Annotated in this window: 12 protein-coding genes; 1 reads left to right on the top strand and 11 read right to left on the bottom strand. The window is 58.3% G+C overall.

Features of this window, described 5'->3' with window-relative positions; genetic code table 11:
- Positions 1-59 precede the first annotated feature (59 nt).
- From JRC49_08705 to JRC49_08655, 11 genes are all read right to left on the bottom strand, one after another.
- On the bottom strand, positions 60-2,705 hold the full coding sequence (locus tag JRC49_08705; GenBank protein ID QTE69887.1) for an ABC transporter ATP-binding protein/permease: 2,646 nt from the start codon (positions 2,703-2,705) through the stop codon (positions 60-62).
- Positions 2,706-2,826: 121 nt separating this feature from the next.
- A complete protein-coding gene (gene htpG / locus JRC49_08700; GenBank protein QTE72852.1) occupies positions 2,827-4,722 on the bottom strand; it encodes a molecular chaperone HtpG in 1,896 nt (631 codons plus the stop codon).
- Between the two features lie 153 nt (positions 4,723-4,875).
- A complete protein-coding gene (recA, locus tag JRC49_08695) occupies positions 4,876-6,012 on the bottom strand; it encodes a recombinase RecA (protein ID QTE69886.1) in 1,137 nt (378 codons plus the stop codon).
- Between the two features lie 229 nt (positions 6,013-6,241).
- Positions 6,242-7,447 carry a site-specific DNA-methyltransferase gene (locus JRC49_08690; GenBank protein QTE69885.1) on the bottom strand — a complete coding sequence of 402 codons (1,206 nt, stop codon included), beginning with the start codon at positions 7,445-7,447 and terminating at the stop codon, positions 6,242-6,244.
- A 58-nt stretch (positions 7,448-7,505) separates the two neighbouring features.
- Positions 7,506-8,006 carry a hypothetical protein gene (locus tag JRC49_08685; GenBank protein ID QTE69884.1) on the bottom strand — a complete coding sequence of 167 codons (501 nt, stop codon included), beginning with the start codon at positions 8,004-8,006 and terminating at the stop codon, positions 7,506-7,508.
- A 23-nt stretch (positions 8,007-8,029) separates the two neighbouring features.
- Complete coding sequence (locus JRC49_08680; GenBank protein QTE69883.1) at positions 8,030-9,415, bottom strand: MATE family efflux transporter; 1,386 nt, start codon at positions 9,413-9,415, stop codon at positions 8,030-8,032.
- Between the two features lie 4 nt (positions 9,416-9,419).
- Positions 9,420-10,502 (bottom strand): metallophosphoesterase, encoded by a 1,083-nt coding sequence (locus tag JRC49_08675; protein QTE69882.1) that lies wholly within the window; start codon positions 10,500-10,502, stop codon positions 9,420-9,422.
- A gap of 108 nt (positions 10,503-10,610) precedes the next feature.
- Positions 10,611-10,841, bottom strand: a complete 231-nt coding sequence (locus JRC49_08670) for a purine biosynthesis protein PurH (GenBank protein ID QTE69881.1) — start codon at positions 10,839-10,841, stop codon at positions 10,611-10,613.
- 17 nt (positions 10,842-10,858) lie between these two features.
- A complete protein-coding gene (gene pulA / locus JRC49_08665) occupies positions 10,859-13,465 on the bottom strand; it encodes a type I pullulanase (GenBank protein QTE69880.1) in 2,607 nt (868 codons plus the stop codon).
- A gap of 131 nt (positions 13,466-13,596) precedes the next feature.
- Positions 13,597-14,712 (bottom strand): CapA family protein, encoded by a 1,116-nt coding sequence (locus JRC49_08660; protein QTE69879.1) that lies wholly within the window; start codon positions 14,710-14,712, stop codon positions 13,597-13,599.
- Positions 14,713-14,730: 18 nt separating this feature from the next.
- On the bottom strand, positions 14,731-15,423 hold the full coding sequence (locus JRC49_08655) for a histidine phosphatase family protein (GenBank protein QTE69878.1): 693 nt from the start codon (positions 15,421-15,423) through the stop codon (positions 14,731-14,733).
- 143 nt (positions 15,424-15,566) lie between these two features.
- On the opposite strand from JRC49_08655, the gene JRC49_08650 reads away from it, so the two are divergent.
- Positions 15,567-16,646, top strand: a complete 1,080-nt coding sequence (locus JRC49_08650) for an O-acetyl-ADP-ribose deacetylase (protein QTE69877.1) — start codon at positions 15,567-15,569, stop codon at positions 16,644-16,646.
- Positions 16,647-16,693 lie beyond the last annotated feature (47 nt).

Here is a 16,693-nt window from a genome sequence, read left to right as displayed (position 1 = left end):
AACCACGGATATACCACATTAAATTCTGAATTCTTAATTCTGAATTCTGAATTTGCTTCTCACTCCGTGCGAAGCGCCACCACCGGATCTTTCCGGCTGGCAATCCGGGAAGGAATAATACCGGCGATCAGCGTCAGCAGCATGGAAATGGCTACCAGGATCACCCCGGCCATGGGCGGCAGGGCCGCAATATCCGGGATTCCCGTCAGGCCGCTGAGGATGATGTTGGCAATCACAGTCAGTCCCAGCGTAACCAGGATACCGATCACGCCTGCCGCAAAGCCCACAATCAACGTTTCCGCGTTGAAGACCCGGGAGACGTCCCGGCGGCTGGCGCCGATGGCCCGGAGGATACCGATCTCCTTGGTCCTCTCCAGCACGCTGATGTAGGTAATGATACCAATCATGATGGAAGACACCACCAGGGAGATGGCCACAAAGGCCACCAGCACATAGGAGATGGCATTCACGATGGTCGTTACGGAATCCATCATCAGTCCGACGTAATCCGTATAGCGGACGGCGTGATCCTCACCCACCTGCGCGTTATAGGCCTCGATCTTTTCAGTGATCCGGTTCTTGGACTCAAAGTCTTTCGGATAGATATAGACGGAAGCCGGCTTGTCCGGATCGCTGATGCCCATCTTCTCCAGGTTCGCTTCCAGCGTGTTGCCGCTGATCATCATCACGCCCTGGCCCACAAACTGTTTCAGCAGGTCCTTGGTCAGGAAGGGCCGGTACTCCTTCGGGATCATGCCGGAAGGAATCAGTCCCCGGCTTTCCAGCATTTCCATAAAGTCTTCCACTTCCATGGAGTCCAGCAGGGACAGGGCATCCTGGGCCACGGCGGAGAAGGGCTGGCCGGTAAAAACGTCCGTTTCCGGATTCGACAGCTGTTCCCGGGCGATTTCGCTGTCCCGCACCTGTGCCAGCAGGTAATCCACCAGCTCCGTCCGGTAGCCGATGCCGCCGGATTCGGAAGTCAGGCCGCTCTTCGCGGGCTTCACAATACCCACGATCTTCAGCTCCATGGCGTCTTCCAGCTTCCGGGCCATATACTCCGCGTCACCGGAGCTGTCCGTCCACAGCGTTCCCGACCGGGTATACACGTCCGTATTCAGCAGCATCCGGAAGCGCATATTCATGAGCTCCTCATAAGAGAACTCCAGGTCTTCCGTCTCGATGGCCACACCGCGCATCAGCTGGTCAAACTGTTCCTTCAGTTCGCTCTGGTCCCGGAGGCCCAGGGAGTACAGGGTATAATCGCTCAGCTCATTCCGGCTGTTCAGGACAATCACCACTTCGTCCTTCGCCTCCGGCAGGCGGCCCGCCAGCACAGCGTACTGGGACTTCAGCAGTTCGTCATTGTTCAGCAGGGGCGTGAACACGTTCATCCGGCGCGCGGTGGTATTCATCATCGTTTCCTGGATACCGGTTCCCGATCCCATCAGGCTCATCATATCCGCCATACCGGAGGATTCCATGACCGTGGACGGGTTGACCTGGATGGGTGTTTCCAGGTCCGTGCGGTACAGGAGCAGCGGTGTGTTGTATTCATAGCTGATACCGGAAACATACCGCTCAATATCATTGGCGGGATCCTCCAGCCAGGCCTTGAAACCGGCCAGGTCGTTTTCCGTGACGCCGCTCATCCAGGAGCTCATCAGCTGGGTCATGCGGCTGCCGGAGTACACCTTGCCGTCCGCCCGGTCCTTGCCCTCCAGGTCCAGATCCATGAGTCCCGCCACCGTGTCCGTCATGTCCACGGTTCGCTCGTCTATCTGCAGCGGATAGGAGGACAGGGTATCCCGCTGTACCCGCTCAATATACCGGTTCACGCCGTTGGACAGGCTCAGGATCAGCGCAATACCGATGATGCCGATGGATCCGGCAAAGGCTGTCAGGATCGTCCGGCCTTTCTTGGTCATCAGGTTATTCAGGCTCAGGTTCAGGGCCGTCAGGAAGCCCATGGAAGTTTTCCGCCGGGAATCAGCGCCCTGTTCCGCCTCGCCGGATCCGGTACGCTCGCCTTCCGCGGCGCTGTCGCTGACGATCTTTCCGTCCAGCAGCTTGATAATCCGGGTGGCATACTGATCCGCCAGCTCCGGATTGTGGGTGACCATGATAACCAGCCGGTCTTTGGCCACCTGGCGCAGGATCTCCATAACCTGGAGACTGGTTTCGCTGTCCAGCGCGCCGGTGGGCTCGTCCGCCAGCAGGACTTCCGGATTGTTGACCAGCGCCCGGGCAATCGCCACCCGCTGCATCTGGCCGCCGCTGAGCTGGTTGGGCTTCTTCTTCAGCTGATCCCCGAGGCCGACCTGTTCCAGCGCTTCCACCGCCCGGGTACGCCGCTCCTCCCGGCTGACGCCGGAGAGGGTCAGGGCCAGTTCCACATTGGCCAGCACCGTCTGGTGCGGAATCAGGTTATAGCTCTGGAAAACAAAACCCACGGAATGGTTCCGGTAGGTATCCCAGTCCCGCTCCGTAAACTGCTTTGTGGACTTTCCGCGGATGATCAGATCCCCGGAAGTATACCGGTCCAGGCCGCCGATGATATTCAGCAGCGTGGTCTTGCCGCAGCCGGAAGGTCCCAGGATCGCGGCAAATTCACTCTCACCAAAGACCAGGTCAACGCCCCGGAGCGCTTCAACCTTCGCGTCTCCGGCGGCATAGTCCTTGACGATATTCTTTAAAACAAGCATATGATTCTCCCTGTTTGTTTCCGCATATCGGATTTCCGCCTCATCATATCATTCATTCCGTTCCAGGGCAACCCAACTGAAAAGCGCGCGTCCGGAAACGGGCGCGCGCGGTGATAACAGGTTATTTGACCAGCATGGCCAACAGCTTGCGGCTGCGGTCCAGGAAGGTGGTGATTTCTTCCGCTTCCAGCGGCTGGGCTGCCATACGGGCAAGGTCGTAGACCTGGCAGCAGAGCATCTTGGTGGTTTCGTCTTCCGGATCCCGCTGGGCCAGCGCCTGCACGGTGGCATTGCGGCGGTTCAGCACCAGGGTGAAGCTGTCCGGGATCGGGAAGTTCTGGCCGTAAAGGCGGCTCATTTCCTTATAGCGGCGCATCTGCTCGTCTTCCGTAACCATGGCGGTCATGTCCGCGTCGCCCAGGGATTCCAGCTTCACTTCCAGGTTGTCCTTGCCCAGGGCGCCCCGGAAGAGGGTCTGCAGCTTGTCCGCGTCCAGATCCTTGCCTTCCTCGGATTCTTCCTTCAGGCCGTCGATGTCCGCGTCCACCCGGGCGAAGGTCACCCGGTCTTCCTCCTTGCCCTGGTATTCCATGAAGGACATGAAGTTGCCGTCGATCAGGGTGCTCATGACCGCGACCTCAATGCCCCGGTCCGTATACAGCTTGACGGAAGCCGCCTGGCGCTTTTCATCGTTGGTGTAATAGACCTTCTTATCGGTCTTGTCAAAGTTGGCAGCCTTGTATTCCGCGATGGTGGAGTACTTGCCGTCCGTCTTCTTCATGAGGATGGAATCCTTCACCATGTCGAAGAACTTGCTGTCCTTGATGCAGCCGTACTTGACGAAGGGCGCGATATCGTCCCAGTAGCCTTCGTAGGTCTCCCGCTCGGTGTTCATGAGGCTGTTCAGCTTGTCCGCCACCTTCTTGGTGATGTGGGCGCTGATCTTCTTCACATAACCGTCGTTCTGCAGGAAGGAACGGCTGACGTTCAGGGGCAGGTCGGGGCAGTCGATGACGCCCTTGAGCAGCATCAGGAACTCGGGAATGACTTCCTTGATGTTGTCCGCCACGAAGACCTGGCCGGCAAAAAGCTTGATCTGGCCTTCATGGGTGCCGAAATCGTTCTTCAGTTTCGGGAAATACAGGATGCCCTTCAGGTTGAAGGGATAATCCACGTTCAGGTGAATCCAGAACAGCGGATCGTCAAAGTCCATGAAGACCTTGTGGTAGAACTCCTTATACTCCTCGTCCTTGCAGTCGGAGGGCTTCTTCAGCCACAGGGGCGCGGTCTCGTTGATCTGCTGGGGCTTCGGAACCTCGATGACCTTTTCGGTCTTCGGCGTGCCGTCCTCGTTCTTCTCATCCCCGACAGGCACGTCCTTTTCCACGGGCTTCGCGTTGGCGTCCTCCAGCATTACCGGATAAGCCATGTAGCCGCAGTAGCGGTTCAGGACCTCCCGGACCTTCCACACGTCCAGGAATTCCTTTTCCTCCTCCGTGATATGCAGGATAACGTCCGTGCCGTGGGCCTTGCGCTTGCCGCCGGAAAGCTCGAAGCTCATGCCGTCCTCAGATACCCAGTGAACCGGCTCCGCCTCGCCCTCGCTGCTGAGGGTCTGGATTTCCACCTTGTCACTGACCATGAAGACGGAATAGAAGCCCAGGCCGAAGTGGCCGATGATATCGCCCTTCTCCTCCGGCTTCTCGTTCTCAAACTGCTTCATGAACTCCGCCGCGCCGGAGAAAGCCACCTGGTTGATGTACTTGCGGACTTCATCCGCGGTCATGCCGATACCGGTATCGGCAATCCGGATCTCTTTCTTTTCCTTATCCACGGTGACAGTCACGCTCATGGCTTCCTCACTGTCCGGATGGAGCATCCGGAACTTGGTGATAGCGTCACAGGCGTTGGAAACCGCCTCCCGCAGGAAAATATCCTTGTCAGAATACAGCCAGCGTTTGATCACAGGCATTATATTTTGCGCGTCAATCGATACGGAACCTTTTTCTTTCTTCATTGCCATAAAACTCGCTCCTTTATCTGAAAGCCCGGCAGTCCTTTGCCGGGCCTCAATCCTTTTGACACACGTATTTTAGCACCCCGATACATGAATTGCAAGAAAAAATTAGCACTCTCGTGTCGAGAGTGCTAATCCGGTATCTTCAATAAATCAGATGTCCTCATCCAGCAGGGCGAGATCGTCCTCTTCTTCCTGCTTCTGGGCTTCCACGGCCTTGGCCTCGTCCGGGGTCATGTCCTTGGGCGCAAAGAGGATTGCGCGGACCTTCTGGTCGATTTCCGCGGTCAGTTCCGGATGCTCACGCAGGTAAACGCGGGCATTGTCCCGGCCCTGGGCCAGGCGCTGATCGCCATAGGAGAAGAAGGCGCCGCTCTTGGTGATGATGCCGTACTCCACGGCCATATCCAGCAGGGTTCCTTCCTTGCTGATGCCTTCACCGTAGATGATATCGAACTCGGCAACGCGGAAAGGCGGAGCCACTTTATTCTTGACCACCTTGACCTTGGTGTGGTTACCGATGATTTCAGATCCGTTCTTCAGGGCTTCACCCTTGCGGACATCCAGGCGGACGGAGGAATAGAACTTCAGCGCGCGGCCGCCGGGAGTCGTCTCCGGGTTGCCGTACATCACACCGACCTTTTCACGCAGCTGGTTGATGAAGATCGCCACGCAGCCGGTCTTGTTGATCACGCCGGTCAGCTTACGGAGGGCCTGGCTCATCAGGCGGGCCTGCAGGCCCACGAAGGAGTCGCCCATTTCACCGTCGATTTCAGCCTTCGGCACCAGGGCAGCCACGGAGTCAATAACCACCACATCCAGCGCGCCGCTGCGCACCAGCGCTTCGGTAATCTCCAGTGCCTGCTCACCGGTATCCGGCTGGGAAACGTAGAGCTCGTCAATTTTGACGCCCAGCTTCTTCGCGTAAAGGGGATCGAGGGCATGCTCCGCGTCCACGAAAGCGGCGATACCGCCGGCCCTCTGCGCCTCCGCCACCACATGCAGGGCAACGGTGGTTTTACCGGAAGATTCCGGTCCGTAGATCTCAACGATCCGGCCCCGCGGAATACCGCCGACGCCCAGGGCATAGTCCAGGGTCAGGCAGCCGGTGGGAATCACGGGGATATCGCGGTTGACCGCATCGGCTCCCATTTTCATCACGGCACCCTTACCGAACTGCTTGTCCAGATCGGCCAGCGCGTGCTCCAATGCTTTGAGCTTTTCTTCCTGAATGCTGCTGCCTTCGGAGACGGGAGCCTTATCAGCTTTTGCGGGTTTTTTCGCTGCCATGTACAGATCCTCCAATTCAAAATTCACAATTCAAAATGCACATTTATCTCTGCAGCGGGAATCACTCCCGCCGGATCTCAAATGTATCGTATCATCGGTTTTCATAAAAGACAAGGGGAACAAACGGATTTGTCCAAATTTCAATTTGGGACAACAAATCCTTTGTTACAGGAGTCCACGATTGTTGAGCCGTCAGGCGACAACAGAGTGGGAACGACGATCACACAACTTATTTTATTTCAAATGCCCGGCGGATACCCGCGGCGTCCGTGGTCATAATCGCGGATACCGGTTTTTCCGTCTTCAGGAGCTGCTGCAGTTCCGGATAACGGTAGCTGCGCCGGAAGCACTGATCCGCCCGGAAAACGCCGTCTTCCAGGATGCCTGTCTCCCAGCTTTCCAGGTTGTCCAGCGGAGTTGTCCGGGCCGGGAACGCGGGATGGGAAACCTCCAGTCCGTCCATCCGGAAGCGGTTCTCCTCATTCTCCGCCAGCAATTCCGCCTTTCCGCCGCAGGGGCAGAGCACCGTCAGGTTCTCCGGTTTCAGCCGGGACAAAGTGATTGCCACGGCTTCCGGATTCAGGTCCAGGCCGGCGAAACGGCAGTCCAGCTTCTGGGCGGCTTCCAGCGCCGTACCGCTGCCGCAGCACAGATCCACCACCAGGTCCCCGGGGTTGGTCACCGGGAGCAGCAGCCGCTCCAGCAGCTTCAGCGGTTTCTGGGTCGCGTATCCGGTCCGTTCCGGATCCCGCTGCTGCAGATGGCTGATATCATTCCAGACGTCTCCGGGATAAACCGGCTCGTCATCATAATAGCGGTACTCCTTGCCGTTGGAGGTGATATAGGAGAAGAGACGGCCCTGTTCATCCCTGCCGCGGGCCATATGGTTCCGCTTTCCGTCCCCGCGGGCCAGCGGCACCCGGGTCAGGTCAAAGAAATAATCTTTGGATTTGGCGTAGAGGAGAATAACGTCATGTTTGCGGGAGAAGTACTTCTTCGCCCGGCCGCCGCTTTCATAGCTCCAGATAATCTCATTGAGGAATCGGGTCTTGCCGAATTCCCGGTCGCACATCAGCCGGGCAGGCGCGGACATACGCCAGTCCAGGTGGAGATAAAAGACGCCGGTATCATTCAGAAGGGTTTTGGCAACGGAAATCACCCGCCGGAGCAGGCGCAGGTACTGTTTCTCACTGGTATACCGGTCTTCATAGGCCGGATAGCGCGGTGCGGGCGTTCCTGTCTTCCAGCCCTTCTCGCCGTAAGGCCGGCGGCGCATGAACTTCTCCCCTGTCATAAAGGGCGGATCCACATAGACGCACTGTGCCTTTCCGGCCAGCGCCCGGATCTCATCCGGCAGCTTCATCACACTGCCGCATACCAGCAGGTTTTCACCGTTTCCGTATACTTCCCGTTCCGCCTTCACCTGTTCAAACATGCTTCGCCACCTCCAGTCCCGTCCTCAACCCAAAAACCATTCACCTCAACGACAGTTGTTATTTCCGATTCAGAAACGCCTTTCGCAGGCTTTTCAGTTCTTCCTGTTCTGCCTCCAGCACATCCAGGAACAGCGCCTGCTCCTCGCTTTGCGCCAGCAGTTCACCGGCTTCCCGGACCGCGTCAATGAACTCTGGATCCAGCGCGCTTTTCCCCTGCCGGGCCAGCGGACAGACCGCCCTGGCCCGCAGATCCGTCACCACCCGGATTGCCCCGTCGTCCCCGATCAGGGGCAGGAGCGGAAACAGCCGGCAGGAAAGCGGACGCTCCTCCCGGTCACAGGTGCCGGGGCAGACCACAATATCGCCCTGTGCGGCATGGCGGACAACCCATCCTTCCCTGTCCGCGTAAGCCTCCGCCTCCCCCGGAAAAAGAAGCATGCCCGTTTCCTCCCCTTCCAGGGGACGGCAGCAACGGGCACCGCAAACACGGCCGCAGTCTTTCTTCAGCGGCGTGACGTTCTTCAGTTTTTCCCGGGCAGCAGATACCGCAGCATCCATGGTTCCGCCCTCCTTCAGACGTGTCAGCCCGGCGTCGGCGCGGTCAGCTTATCCAGCCGCTTCCGGGCCACGAGCATATAGCAGAGGAAGTGGATCGCGAAGGTCACGAACCACGAAACCGGATAGGACATATAAAGGGTCGTCAGGGTATGGTTCTGCGCGAAGATTGTCATAATCCAGACAATCCGCAGCAGGCAGGCCCCGGTCAGGGATACGATCATCGGCATAATGGAATAACCGATACCCCGCAGCTGGCCGACCATCACGTCCATCAGTCCGCAGAGGAAATAAGTCGGCATAATGATGCCCATACGCACCAGGCCGTCCGAAATCACCTGTGCCTCGGAATTGTACAGGCTCATCAGCGGCGCGCCGAACAGCAGGATCAGCAGGCCCATGGAAAGCCCGATCACCGTGACGATGCCCAGGCAGCACCAGAGCGTCTTCCGTACCCGGTCCGCCTTACCTGCCCCGTAATTCTGGCTGGCAAAGGTCATGTCCGCCTGATGCTGGGCATTCATCGCCGTATAGACAAAGCCCTCGATATTGGAGGCCACACCGTTTCCGGCAACCACCAGGGAGCCGAAGGAATTGACCGAGGACTGGATCAGCACATTGGAAATGGAGAAAAGGCTGCCCTGCAAGCCTGCCGGCAGGCCGATGCGCAGGATCTCCTTCAGGCTCTTTCCGTCAATCCGGCATTCCCGCAGATTCAGCTGGGTTACGCCCCGGGTACGGAACAGGCACAGCAGTACCAGCACCATACTGACTATCTGGCTGGCCACGGTGGCAATCGCCACACCAGCCACATCCATATGGAACACGATCACCAGCAGCAGGTTCAGCAGCACATTCACCAGGCCGGAAATCATCAGGTAAACCATGGGGCGCTTTGTATCCCCGACTGCCCGCATTGTCGCCGCGCCGAAGTTGTACAGCATATTGGCGGGCATGCCCAGGAAGTAGATCTTCACATAGAGCGTAGCCCCGTCAATCACGTCCGGCGGGGAATCCATCATCTGCAGCAGCGGCCGGGCTGCCAGGAAGCCAAAGGCGCCCACCGCGATACCCATGAACAGCGCCAGCGTCATGGCCGTATGCTCTGCCTTCCGCAGCGCCTTTACATCCCGGGCACCGTAATTCCGGGCAACCGCCACGCTCGCGCCGACGCCCAAGCCCATAAAAACATTCACAAGCAGGTTGATCAGCGAGCCGGTGGAGGAAACCGCGGCCAGCGCTTCATGGCCGGCATAGTTGCCCACCACAATCACATCCGCCGCGTTATACAGAAGCTGCAGGATACCCGTCAGGATCAGCGGTCCCGAAAAGGCAAGGATCCGGGGAAGAAGCGGGCCTTCCGTCATGTTGATTTCACGACGTCCCCGTCCCTCCCGGTGAATACGAAACATGATATTATCTCTCTGCTTTCCTGGTCAGTGTAATCTTTGTGATTACAGGATTGTTGAAAATTCTGCCCGGCTGGTGCTCATAATGGGGATCCGAACCCATGCCCGGGCTGATGTACTGGGGAATGCCGGAAAGGTAGCTGAGTCCCTGGATCAGGTCATCCTTCGGGAGCCAGCCCAGTTCCGGCACATAGATCGCGCCGACAAAGGGAATACGCCACTGCCCGCCGTTGTAATGCCCGGCCAGGATCAGGGACGAGTAACGCATGGAAAACGCATCGTCCTTTTCCGACCAGGCGATCATATCCGCAACATAATCTTCACTCAGCGGGGTATGGGTCAGCACCACCTGGATATCTTCAGTCGTGAATTCTTTCTTGATTTCCTTCACGGATTCAATCCGCTGTTTCTCATATTCCAGCGAGCGCATCCGCGCCGCGTCATCCGCCGTCAGTGAAGCAGCCCGGCGGCCCAGTTCGTCCGCCTGCTGTTCAAGGGTGCTCTGCATTCCCCGCAGGTCCAATGCGTACAGTTCTTCCGGCACAAGCCAGAGCCGGCCCTTTTCCCGGGTAATCAGCGCAGGCTTGTCCAGGATAGTCACCCCGGCCGCCTGGACTTTTTCCGCCCAGTCGGTATATACGGAAAGGCTGCTGTGCGCCCTTGTCTCAATAAACGATCCGTCCGTGTCGCCGGGGATCAGGTACTTCGGCGTATCGTGGGGCATGAGGCGGATCAGTTCCAGCAGGGGCTCAACGTCCCCGTCCTCGCCCAGCATATCGCCGGTCATCACCACACAGGAATACCGGGTATCCCCCAGTGCGTTTTTGATGCCCTTCTGTTCTTCGCCGAACCGTGCACCGTGAAGATCGCTGATATGCAGGATGGAGAAATTCTCCAGATCCGGCGGCAGGTCCAGGATGGTCAGCTTTTCCTCGCGAAGCAGCACGCTGCGGGCAATCGTAGCGTTAAACGCCCACAGCAAAATGATCAGCATCGGCAGCAGGATCAGAACCGCGTTGCGGAAATGATGGCTCCGGTTTCTCCTGTTGAGCTCCGAAGCAAAAATGTACTGATTCCTCTCCCGCCGCACGGTTCACACACCTCTTTTCCTGCACCCATTATAGGGGGTTAAAGAGGAATAAGCAAGCCGGGACGGGTGTCAAAAAGCTGCCGGTTGCCCGGCAGCTTTTGGTTTTCCTTACATCATTTCACATCCGGTTTTTTCCGGACCTTCCCCGCCGGAAACATAGCCGGCACGGAAGGCCGCGTTCACCTCCCGGAGTTCCAGACGGCCTTCAATATAGTCCTCATACATCCGGATGAATCCGGGTGCGCAGCCGTCACAGGCGCCCTCGGTATTCCCGATGGCTTCCGCCACAATAGCCGCCCGTTCCTCCCGGGTTGTGTCCTTAATCAGTATACTTCTCATGCTTTCCTTATCCTTCTTTATTTAGCCCGGACCAGCAGCACCGTACGCTCCGCCGCCGTCACCGTTCCGCTGAGGGTCTGCGTGCCTTCCGGATCGATGGTTTCGTTATACAGCAGCGCCTGCCATTCGCCCTCCGGCAGGGTCACCTCCCGGTCAGCTTTGGGATTGACCAGGGCATAGGCTATCAGCTTTTCATCCTCTGTCCAGCGGACTTCGATCGCGTTATCCTCCAGCACCTCACAGGCAATCTCCCCGCCGGTCAGGAACGGATTCGCCTTCCGCATCGCAATCAGGCCGCGGTAGAAATCCCGCATAGCCATATTGGCGCTGCCTGCCGTCAGGTCATCCCAGCGGATATTGTTCACTTCATCCGAAGACTTATAGCTGTTGGAGTCTCCGCCCTTAGAACGCAGCATCTCCTCACCGGCCAGGAAGAAGGGAATACCCTTGCCGATCATAATGATGGAGGTACCGAAGCGGTTCATCTTCAGCCGGTCCTCCTCCGAATCAACGGAGCAGGAAGCCAGCAGCCGGTCATACAGGGTATGGTTGTCATGGCAGGCCATGTAGTTGATGACGCCGTTGCCCGGCACAGACCAGGATACCATTGTGTTCTTCACACCGCCGGTCAGTCCGAAGACCACCTGTCCGGCGGTATTCTTGCTGATGATTCCGCTGATATAGCCCCGGTCCTTCGCGTTGAACACGCTGCCCTTCAGGCCGTCCCGGATCGCGTCGTTGAATACTGCGACCGCGCCGATGGCGCCCTCGGAAGCCGTAACCTTCTTGATATTCGCCTGGCTCGCCCGCCGGTTTTCCATCAGGGGCGTCGTGCCGCCGGTCCAGCCTTCCCCGTAAAGGATTGCCCGGGGATTCACAGCATGCACCGCAGCCTCGATTTCCTGCATGGTCTGGACATCATGCAGCGCCATCAGGTCAAAGCGGAAACCGTCCACATGGTATTCCTCCGCCCAGTAGCGGACGGAGTCCACCATGTACTTCCGGAACATGGGGCGTTCCGAGGCGGTCTCGTTTCCGCAGCCGGAGCCGTTGGACCAGCCGCCCCGGTTATCGAAGCGATAATAGTAATACGGCACAATCCGGTTCAGGCAGGAGTTGCCGTCATAGGTGTGGTTATACACCACGTCCATGACCACGCCCAGCCCGCTCTGGTGCAGCGCCTGTACCATCTGCTTGAATTCCTTAATGCGGACTTCCCCATGGAACGGATCCGTGGAGTAGCTTCCTTCCGGCACGTTATAGTTCTTCGGGTCATAGCCCCAGTTGAACTCCGGTTCATTGGAGGATTCGTCCACGGTGGCGTAGTCATATACCGGCTGCAGGTGCACGTGGGTAATCCCCAGATCCGTCAGGTAGTCAACGCCCGCCGGTTCTCCGGAAGCATTTTTCAGGCCGTGTTCGGTAAAGGCCAGGTACTTGCCCGGATAAGCCGACGAAGCCAGCTTGTTGGAGAAATCACGGACGTGCACTTCCCAGATCACCGCTTCGTTGTAGGCGTTGATGCTGTCAATGAAGGCATCCTCTCCGAATCCTTCCGGATCCGTGGCATCCAGGTCAATCACCATGCCCCGGTCTCCGTTCACGCCGACTGCCTTCGCGTAGGGATCCACCGCTTCCTGCTCCCCGACAACCGTTGTGACCGAATAGGTGTAGTAGGTTCCCTTGCCGCAGGTCGTCTCCGCGCTCCAGACGCCCTTCTCTCCCCGGGTCATCTCCACGTGGTCATACGCTTCCCCGCCGTCGCCGGCCTCAAACAGGTTCAGCACCACCCGGGAAGCCGTCGGTGCCCAGACCTTGAAGACGGTGCCGTTTTCCCCGGGTATGGCGCCCAGGTCATCCCCGTCATAGTTGAACTTTTCCGCGAAAGCGGCTGAATCAAAGACATTGGTAGGCACCGCGGTGATCGCGTCATACCCTTCAATCTGCACTGTATAGGAGCGGGTCAGGTCCAGCTCTTCCCCGACGGTGATCTTGCCGGCGATCACGCTGTTGTTCAGGCTGGAAAGACCGGTCACTTCCAGTTTCCTGCCGGTTTCCTGTTCAGTCACCGTCACCTGGTCCATGGACTCGAGCCGTACCGCCGGATTCAGGTAATACTGAATCTGGTTCAGCTCCACAATGCCTGCCATCGTCATTTTCTTCTCCTGGTACAGCGTCACGCCGCCGTCGTTGCTCTTGTACTGGTTCTCATCTCCGGGCAGCAGGTAGACCTCTGTTGTGTCCCCGGTGATTTCAGCGTAGCGGTCGCCGTCATAGTCCTTGGTCGCCTCGCCCCAGCTTGCTCCGCCGGGATCCGAACACCTGCGGCGGACGATAAAGCCCACCTCGCTGACATCTTCCGGTACGTTCAGCACGACCTTCACCCCGTAGGCGCAGGGATGGAACAGGTACCCGTGGCCGTCCGCGTTGGGATACCAGATCCACATGTCGCAGGTACTGTAATCCGCTTCCTCATCCTGCCAGTAGAAGGTCAGCTGGCGCGTCCCCTCCTCCCGGGGCAGGGTGTATTCCTCCTCCGCCCGGGCCGCGGGCACAGCCGCCGGGCCGCACAGCAGCGCCAGCGCCATCAGCAAAGCGGTCAGCATACACATGATCTTCTTCATCTTCATCCCTCCTGCTGTATGTCAATGTTTCAGAATGCATCCGTTTCTGTCTGGATTATACCATCCTTCCCGGTCCTCAGCAATGCCGGACAGGACAGAAAACCTGCCGGTTTCCCGGCAGGCAGGTTATTTCAATGCTTTACGGAAACGCTGACCACCGCGCCCGCGTCCGGATCAAAGCTGCCCGGAGACACCCCGGTGGATTCCTCCATCTTTTTCAGCACCCGCTCCGCGTCCGCACCCTCCAGCAGCACCGGTGAATAATCGTTGCGCCCGGGTTCACCGGAAACAGAGAGCGGATAGAAACGCAGGGTGATTTCTTCCAGCTCCCCCTCCCGGAAGGAAAGCTCCGCCTGCACTGCCAGCGCGTCGTGATCCTTCGGGTTGGTGTTGCCGCCGAAAACACAGTTGCCCAGGCTGTAGACCACCGGCACACCGTTCCGTTCCTCCCAGCCCTGCACCACATGGGGATGATGGCCGATGATCAGGTCCGTGCCGCAGTCCAGGGCCCGGTTTACAATCTGCTGCTGATAGCCGTCCGGTTCGGACGCGTATTCCGTCCCGGCATGCATCACCGTAATCACTGCCGCGCAGCCGGCAGCATGGAGAAAGTCCGCCCGCTTTGCATAATCCTTCGCCCGGTTGCCGGAAAGCGATCCGGATACGCCCAGGAAGCCAATCATCAGGCCGTCCTCATTCTTCCAGACCGCCGTGCAGTCCGTGCCGAAATAAGCGATACCGGCAGCATCCAGCGCCGCCTTCGTATCCAGGTATCCGGCAGTATCATAGTCATGGGAATGATTGTTGGCCAGGGTGACGCACTCCACGGAGCCCGCCTTCAGGATTTCCGTATAGGCCGTAGAGCCCTTGAAATTATACGTCTTTTTGACTTTGGACAGATCCCGGTCTGAAAGCACCCCCTCCAGATTGGCCACCGTCAGGTCATCCCCGGCAGTGAGGGTCATCAGGTTCCGGAAGGGATATTCCATCCCGTTCTGTTCAATCACCCGGTTAAAACCCCGGGCCGCGTTCCGGGTTTTCTCCTCCCCGCCCAGGGTGCAGTCTCCCAGGAAGGTGATCCGGACTGTGCCGGTATATTCCTGGACAGGACAGAGCAGTTCCGCCGGATCATTCTCCCCGGAGAAAGCCAGCCATTCGCCGGACGCGGACGCAGAAACGGTCCATGCCGGCAGCAGAAGCACCGCCAGCAGCAGGATTGCTTTCCTCAGTCTGTCCCTTGCGATCATACTCTGTCCCTCCGGTCCTTACATATTGTTCAGCCGGTGGTAATGAGGGCCGTGAATATGGCGTCCGTCATTGGCCAGCTCAAGGCAGGGCAGCCGCCGGGAGCCCGGATTCCTGTCCAGCCGGATGATGGTAATGCCGGTGAACTCCAGATGGAACAAGCCGCAGGCATAGGGAAACGGCAGGTTCAGGATATGCCCGATTGCCGCGGCGGAAGAGCCGCCGTGACTGAACAGCGCCACGGTTTTCTGCCGGTTGTCCGGCCTCACACACCGGTAGAACGCGCCTTCCCGCTCATAGCCGAGCGTGCGCAGCCATTCATCCGTTTTTTCCGCCACCAGGTCCGCATTCGCGGTCACCTGGTTATTCCTGAAATACGGGTGTTCCCGCCAGCCGGGATTTGTCAGGTCCCAGCCTTCCTCCGCCATCAGGTCCGCCAGGTCCCAGGGATGGCCGTCCGACGGGAGCGGAGTTCCGTCAATGCTGCCCCAGTGCAATTCCCGCATATAATCCAGGGTCTGTACCGGCCGTTTCAGCAAATCCGCCGTTGCCGCCGCAGTTTCAGCCGCCCGGCCCTGCGGAGAGGAAAATATTTCTTCAATGCCTTCATTCCGGAGACGTTCCGCGGCGTCCACCGCCTGCAGCCTGCCCATCTCCGTGAGGCAGTCATGCGCGTAATCCGGTTCACCGTGACGGACAAAGATGATTCTCATATAAGTGCTGTGCTCCTTCAGTGTCTGATACTCTTCCTATACGATACAATGAAAACCCTGCCTTGTCGAGTGAAATCCGTCCCGGACTTGCAACCTCCGCAAATGCTCTGCTACAATGATCCCAGGAAGGAGAGTGAGTCCTCATGCCCTTCGAAATTGTCAGAAATGATATCACCAAAATGAATGTGGACGCCATCGTCAACGCGGCCAACCGTTCCCTGCTGGGCGGCGGCGGTGTGGACGGCGCCATTCACCGCGCCGCGGGTCCGGAACTGCTGGCGGAATGCAGCACCCTCGGCGGCTGTGAAACCGGCGAGGCAAAGATTACCAAAGGCTACCGGCTGCCTGCCCGGTATGTGATCCACACTGTCGGCCCCATCTGGTACGGCGGACACAGCGGCGAAAAAGAACTGCTTTCCGCCTGCTACCGTCATTCCCTGGAGCTGGCTGTGGAAAACGGCTGTGAGAGCGTCGCCTTCCCCATGATATCCGCCGGTGCCTACGGCTATCCCGGAGACCAGGCCATGGCTGTGGCCGTGGAAACCATTACCGGCTTCCTGATGGACCATGACCTGATGGTCTATCTTGTCGTGTTCGGACGCGACTCCTTCCTGAACAGCAAAAAGCTGTTCCGCGATGTGAAGGAATACATTGACGACGTCTATGCCGAAACCCGCATCCGGAGAAGAAGGGAAAACATCCGTGAAAACCTCTGGCATTCGGATGAAACGACCGCGCTGGACTATGACATGGAGATCTGCCAGCCCCTTATGGGGAACTCCTGTCCGGAAGCAGCGGAACCGAAAGTCCAGGCATCTGCCCCTGCCCCGGCTCCCTCTCTTGCGCCTGACTGGAAGGAAATCCTGAAGCAGACGGACGAAGGCTTTTCCCAGGCCCTGCTCCGGCTGATCGACGAACGCGGCATGACAGACGCCCAGTGCTACAAGAAAGCCAACGTGGACCGGAAACTTTTCAGCAAAATCCGTTCCAATCCCGCCTATAAACCCAGCAAACCCACCGTGCTCGCCTTTGCGGTCGCGCTGGAGCTTACCCTGCCGGAGACAAAGACCCTGCTGAAGAAGGCCGGGTTCGCCCTGACCCGCAGCAGCGAGTTCGATCTTGTCCTGGAATACTGCATCAAGCACCGGATCTATAATATCTACGACATCAACGAGGTACTCTTCGGCCTGGATATGCCGCTGCTCGGCTCCGGCATGGGCTGATTTGTCGCCTGACGGGCGACCCTTTCCCCTCCGGTTTCCGTTATGAT

The sequence above is a fragment of the Clostridiales bacterium FE2011 genome (genome assembly GCA_017569305.1).
GTDB lineage: Bacteria > Bacillota > Clostridia > Christensenellales > Aristaeellaceae > Aristaeella.
Note: the sequence above shows the minus strand (reverse complement) of the source record. Positions and strands in the feature narration are given on the sequence as shown.

Excerpts from the sequence above, each read along its gene's own strand:
- JRC49_08705 (QTE69887.1), bottom strand. The coding sequence starts at position 2,705 with ATGCTTGTTTTAAAGAATATCGTCAAGGACTATGCCGCCGGAGACGCG.
- htpG (QTE72852.1), bottom strand. The coding sequence starts at position 4,722 with ATGAAGAAAGAAAAAGGTTCCGTATCGATTGACGCGCAAAATATAATG.
- recA (QTE69886.1), bottom strand. The coding sequence starts at position 6,012 with ATGGCAGCGAAAAAACCCGCAAAAGCTGATAAGGCTCCCGTCTCCGAA.
- JRC49_08690 (QTE69885.1), bottom strand. The coding sequence starts at position 7,447 with ATGTTTGAACAGGTGAAGGCGGAACGGGAAGTATACGGAAACGGTGAA.
- JRC49_08685 (QTE69884.1), bottom strand. The coding sequence starts at position 8,006 with ATGGATGCTGCGGTATCTGCTGCCCGGGAAAAACTGAAGAACGTCACG.
- JRC49_08680 (QTE69883.1), bottom strand. The coding sequence starts at position 9,415 with ATGTTTCGTATTCACCGGGAGGGACGGGGACGTCGTGAAATCAACATG.
- JRC49_08670 (QTE69881.1), bottom strand. The coding sequence starts at position 10,841 with ATGAGAAGTATACTGATTAAGGACACAACCCGGGAGGAACGGGCGGCT.
- pulA (QTE69880.1), bottom strand. The coding sequence starts at position 13,465 with ATGAAGAAGATCATGTGTATGCTGACCGCTTTGCTGATGGCGCTGGCG.
- JRC49_08660 (QTE69879.1), bottom strand. The coding sequence starts at position 14,712 with ATGATCGCAAGGGACAGACTGAGGAAAGCAATCCTGCTGCTGGCGGTG.
- JRC49_08655 (QTE69878.1), bottom strand. The coding sequence starts at position 15,423 with ATGAGAATCATCTTTGTCCGTCACGGTGAACCGGATTACGCGCATGAC.
- JRC49_08650 (QTE69877.1), top strand. The coding sequence starts at position 15,567 with ATGCCCTTCGAAATTGTCAGAAATGATATCACCAAAATGAATGTGGAC.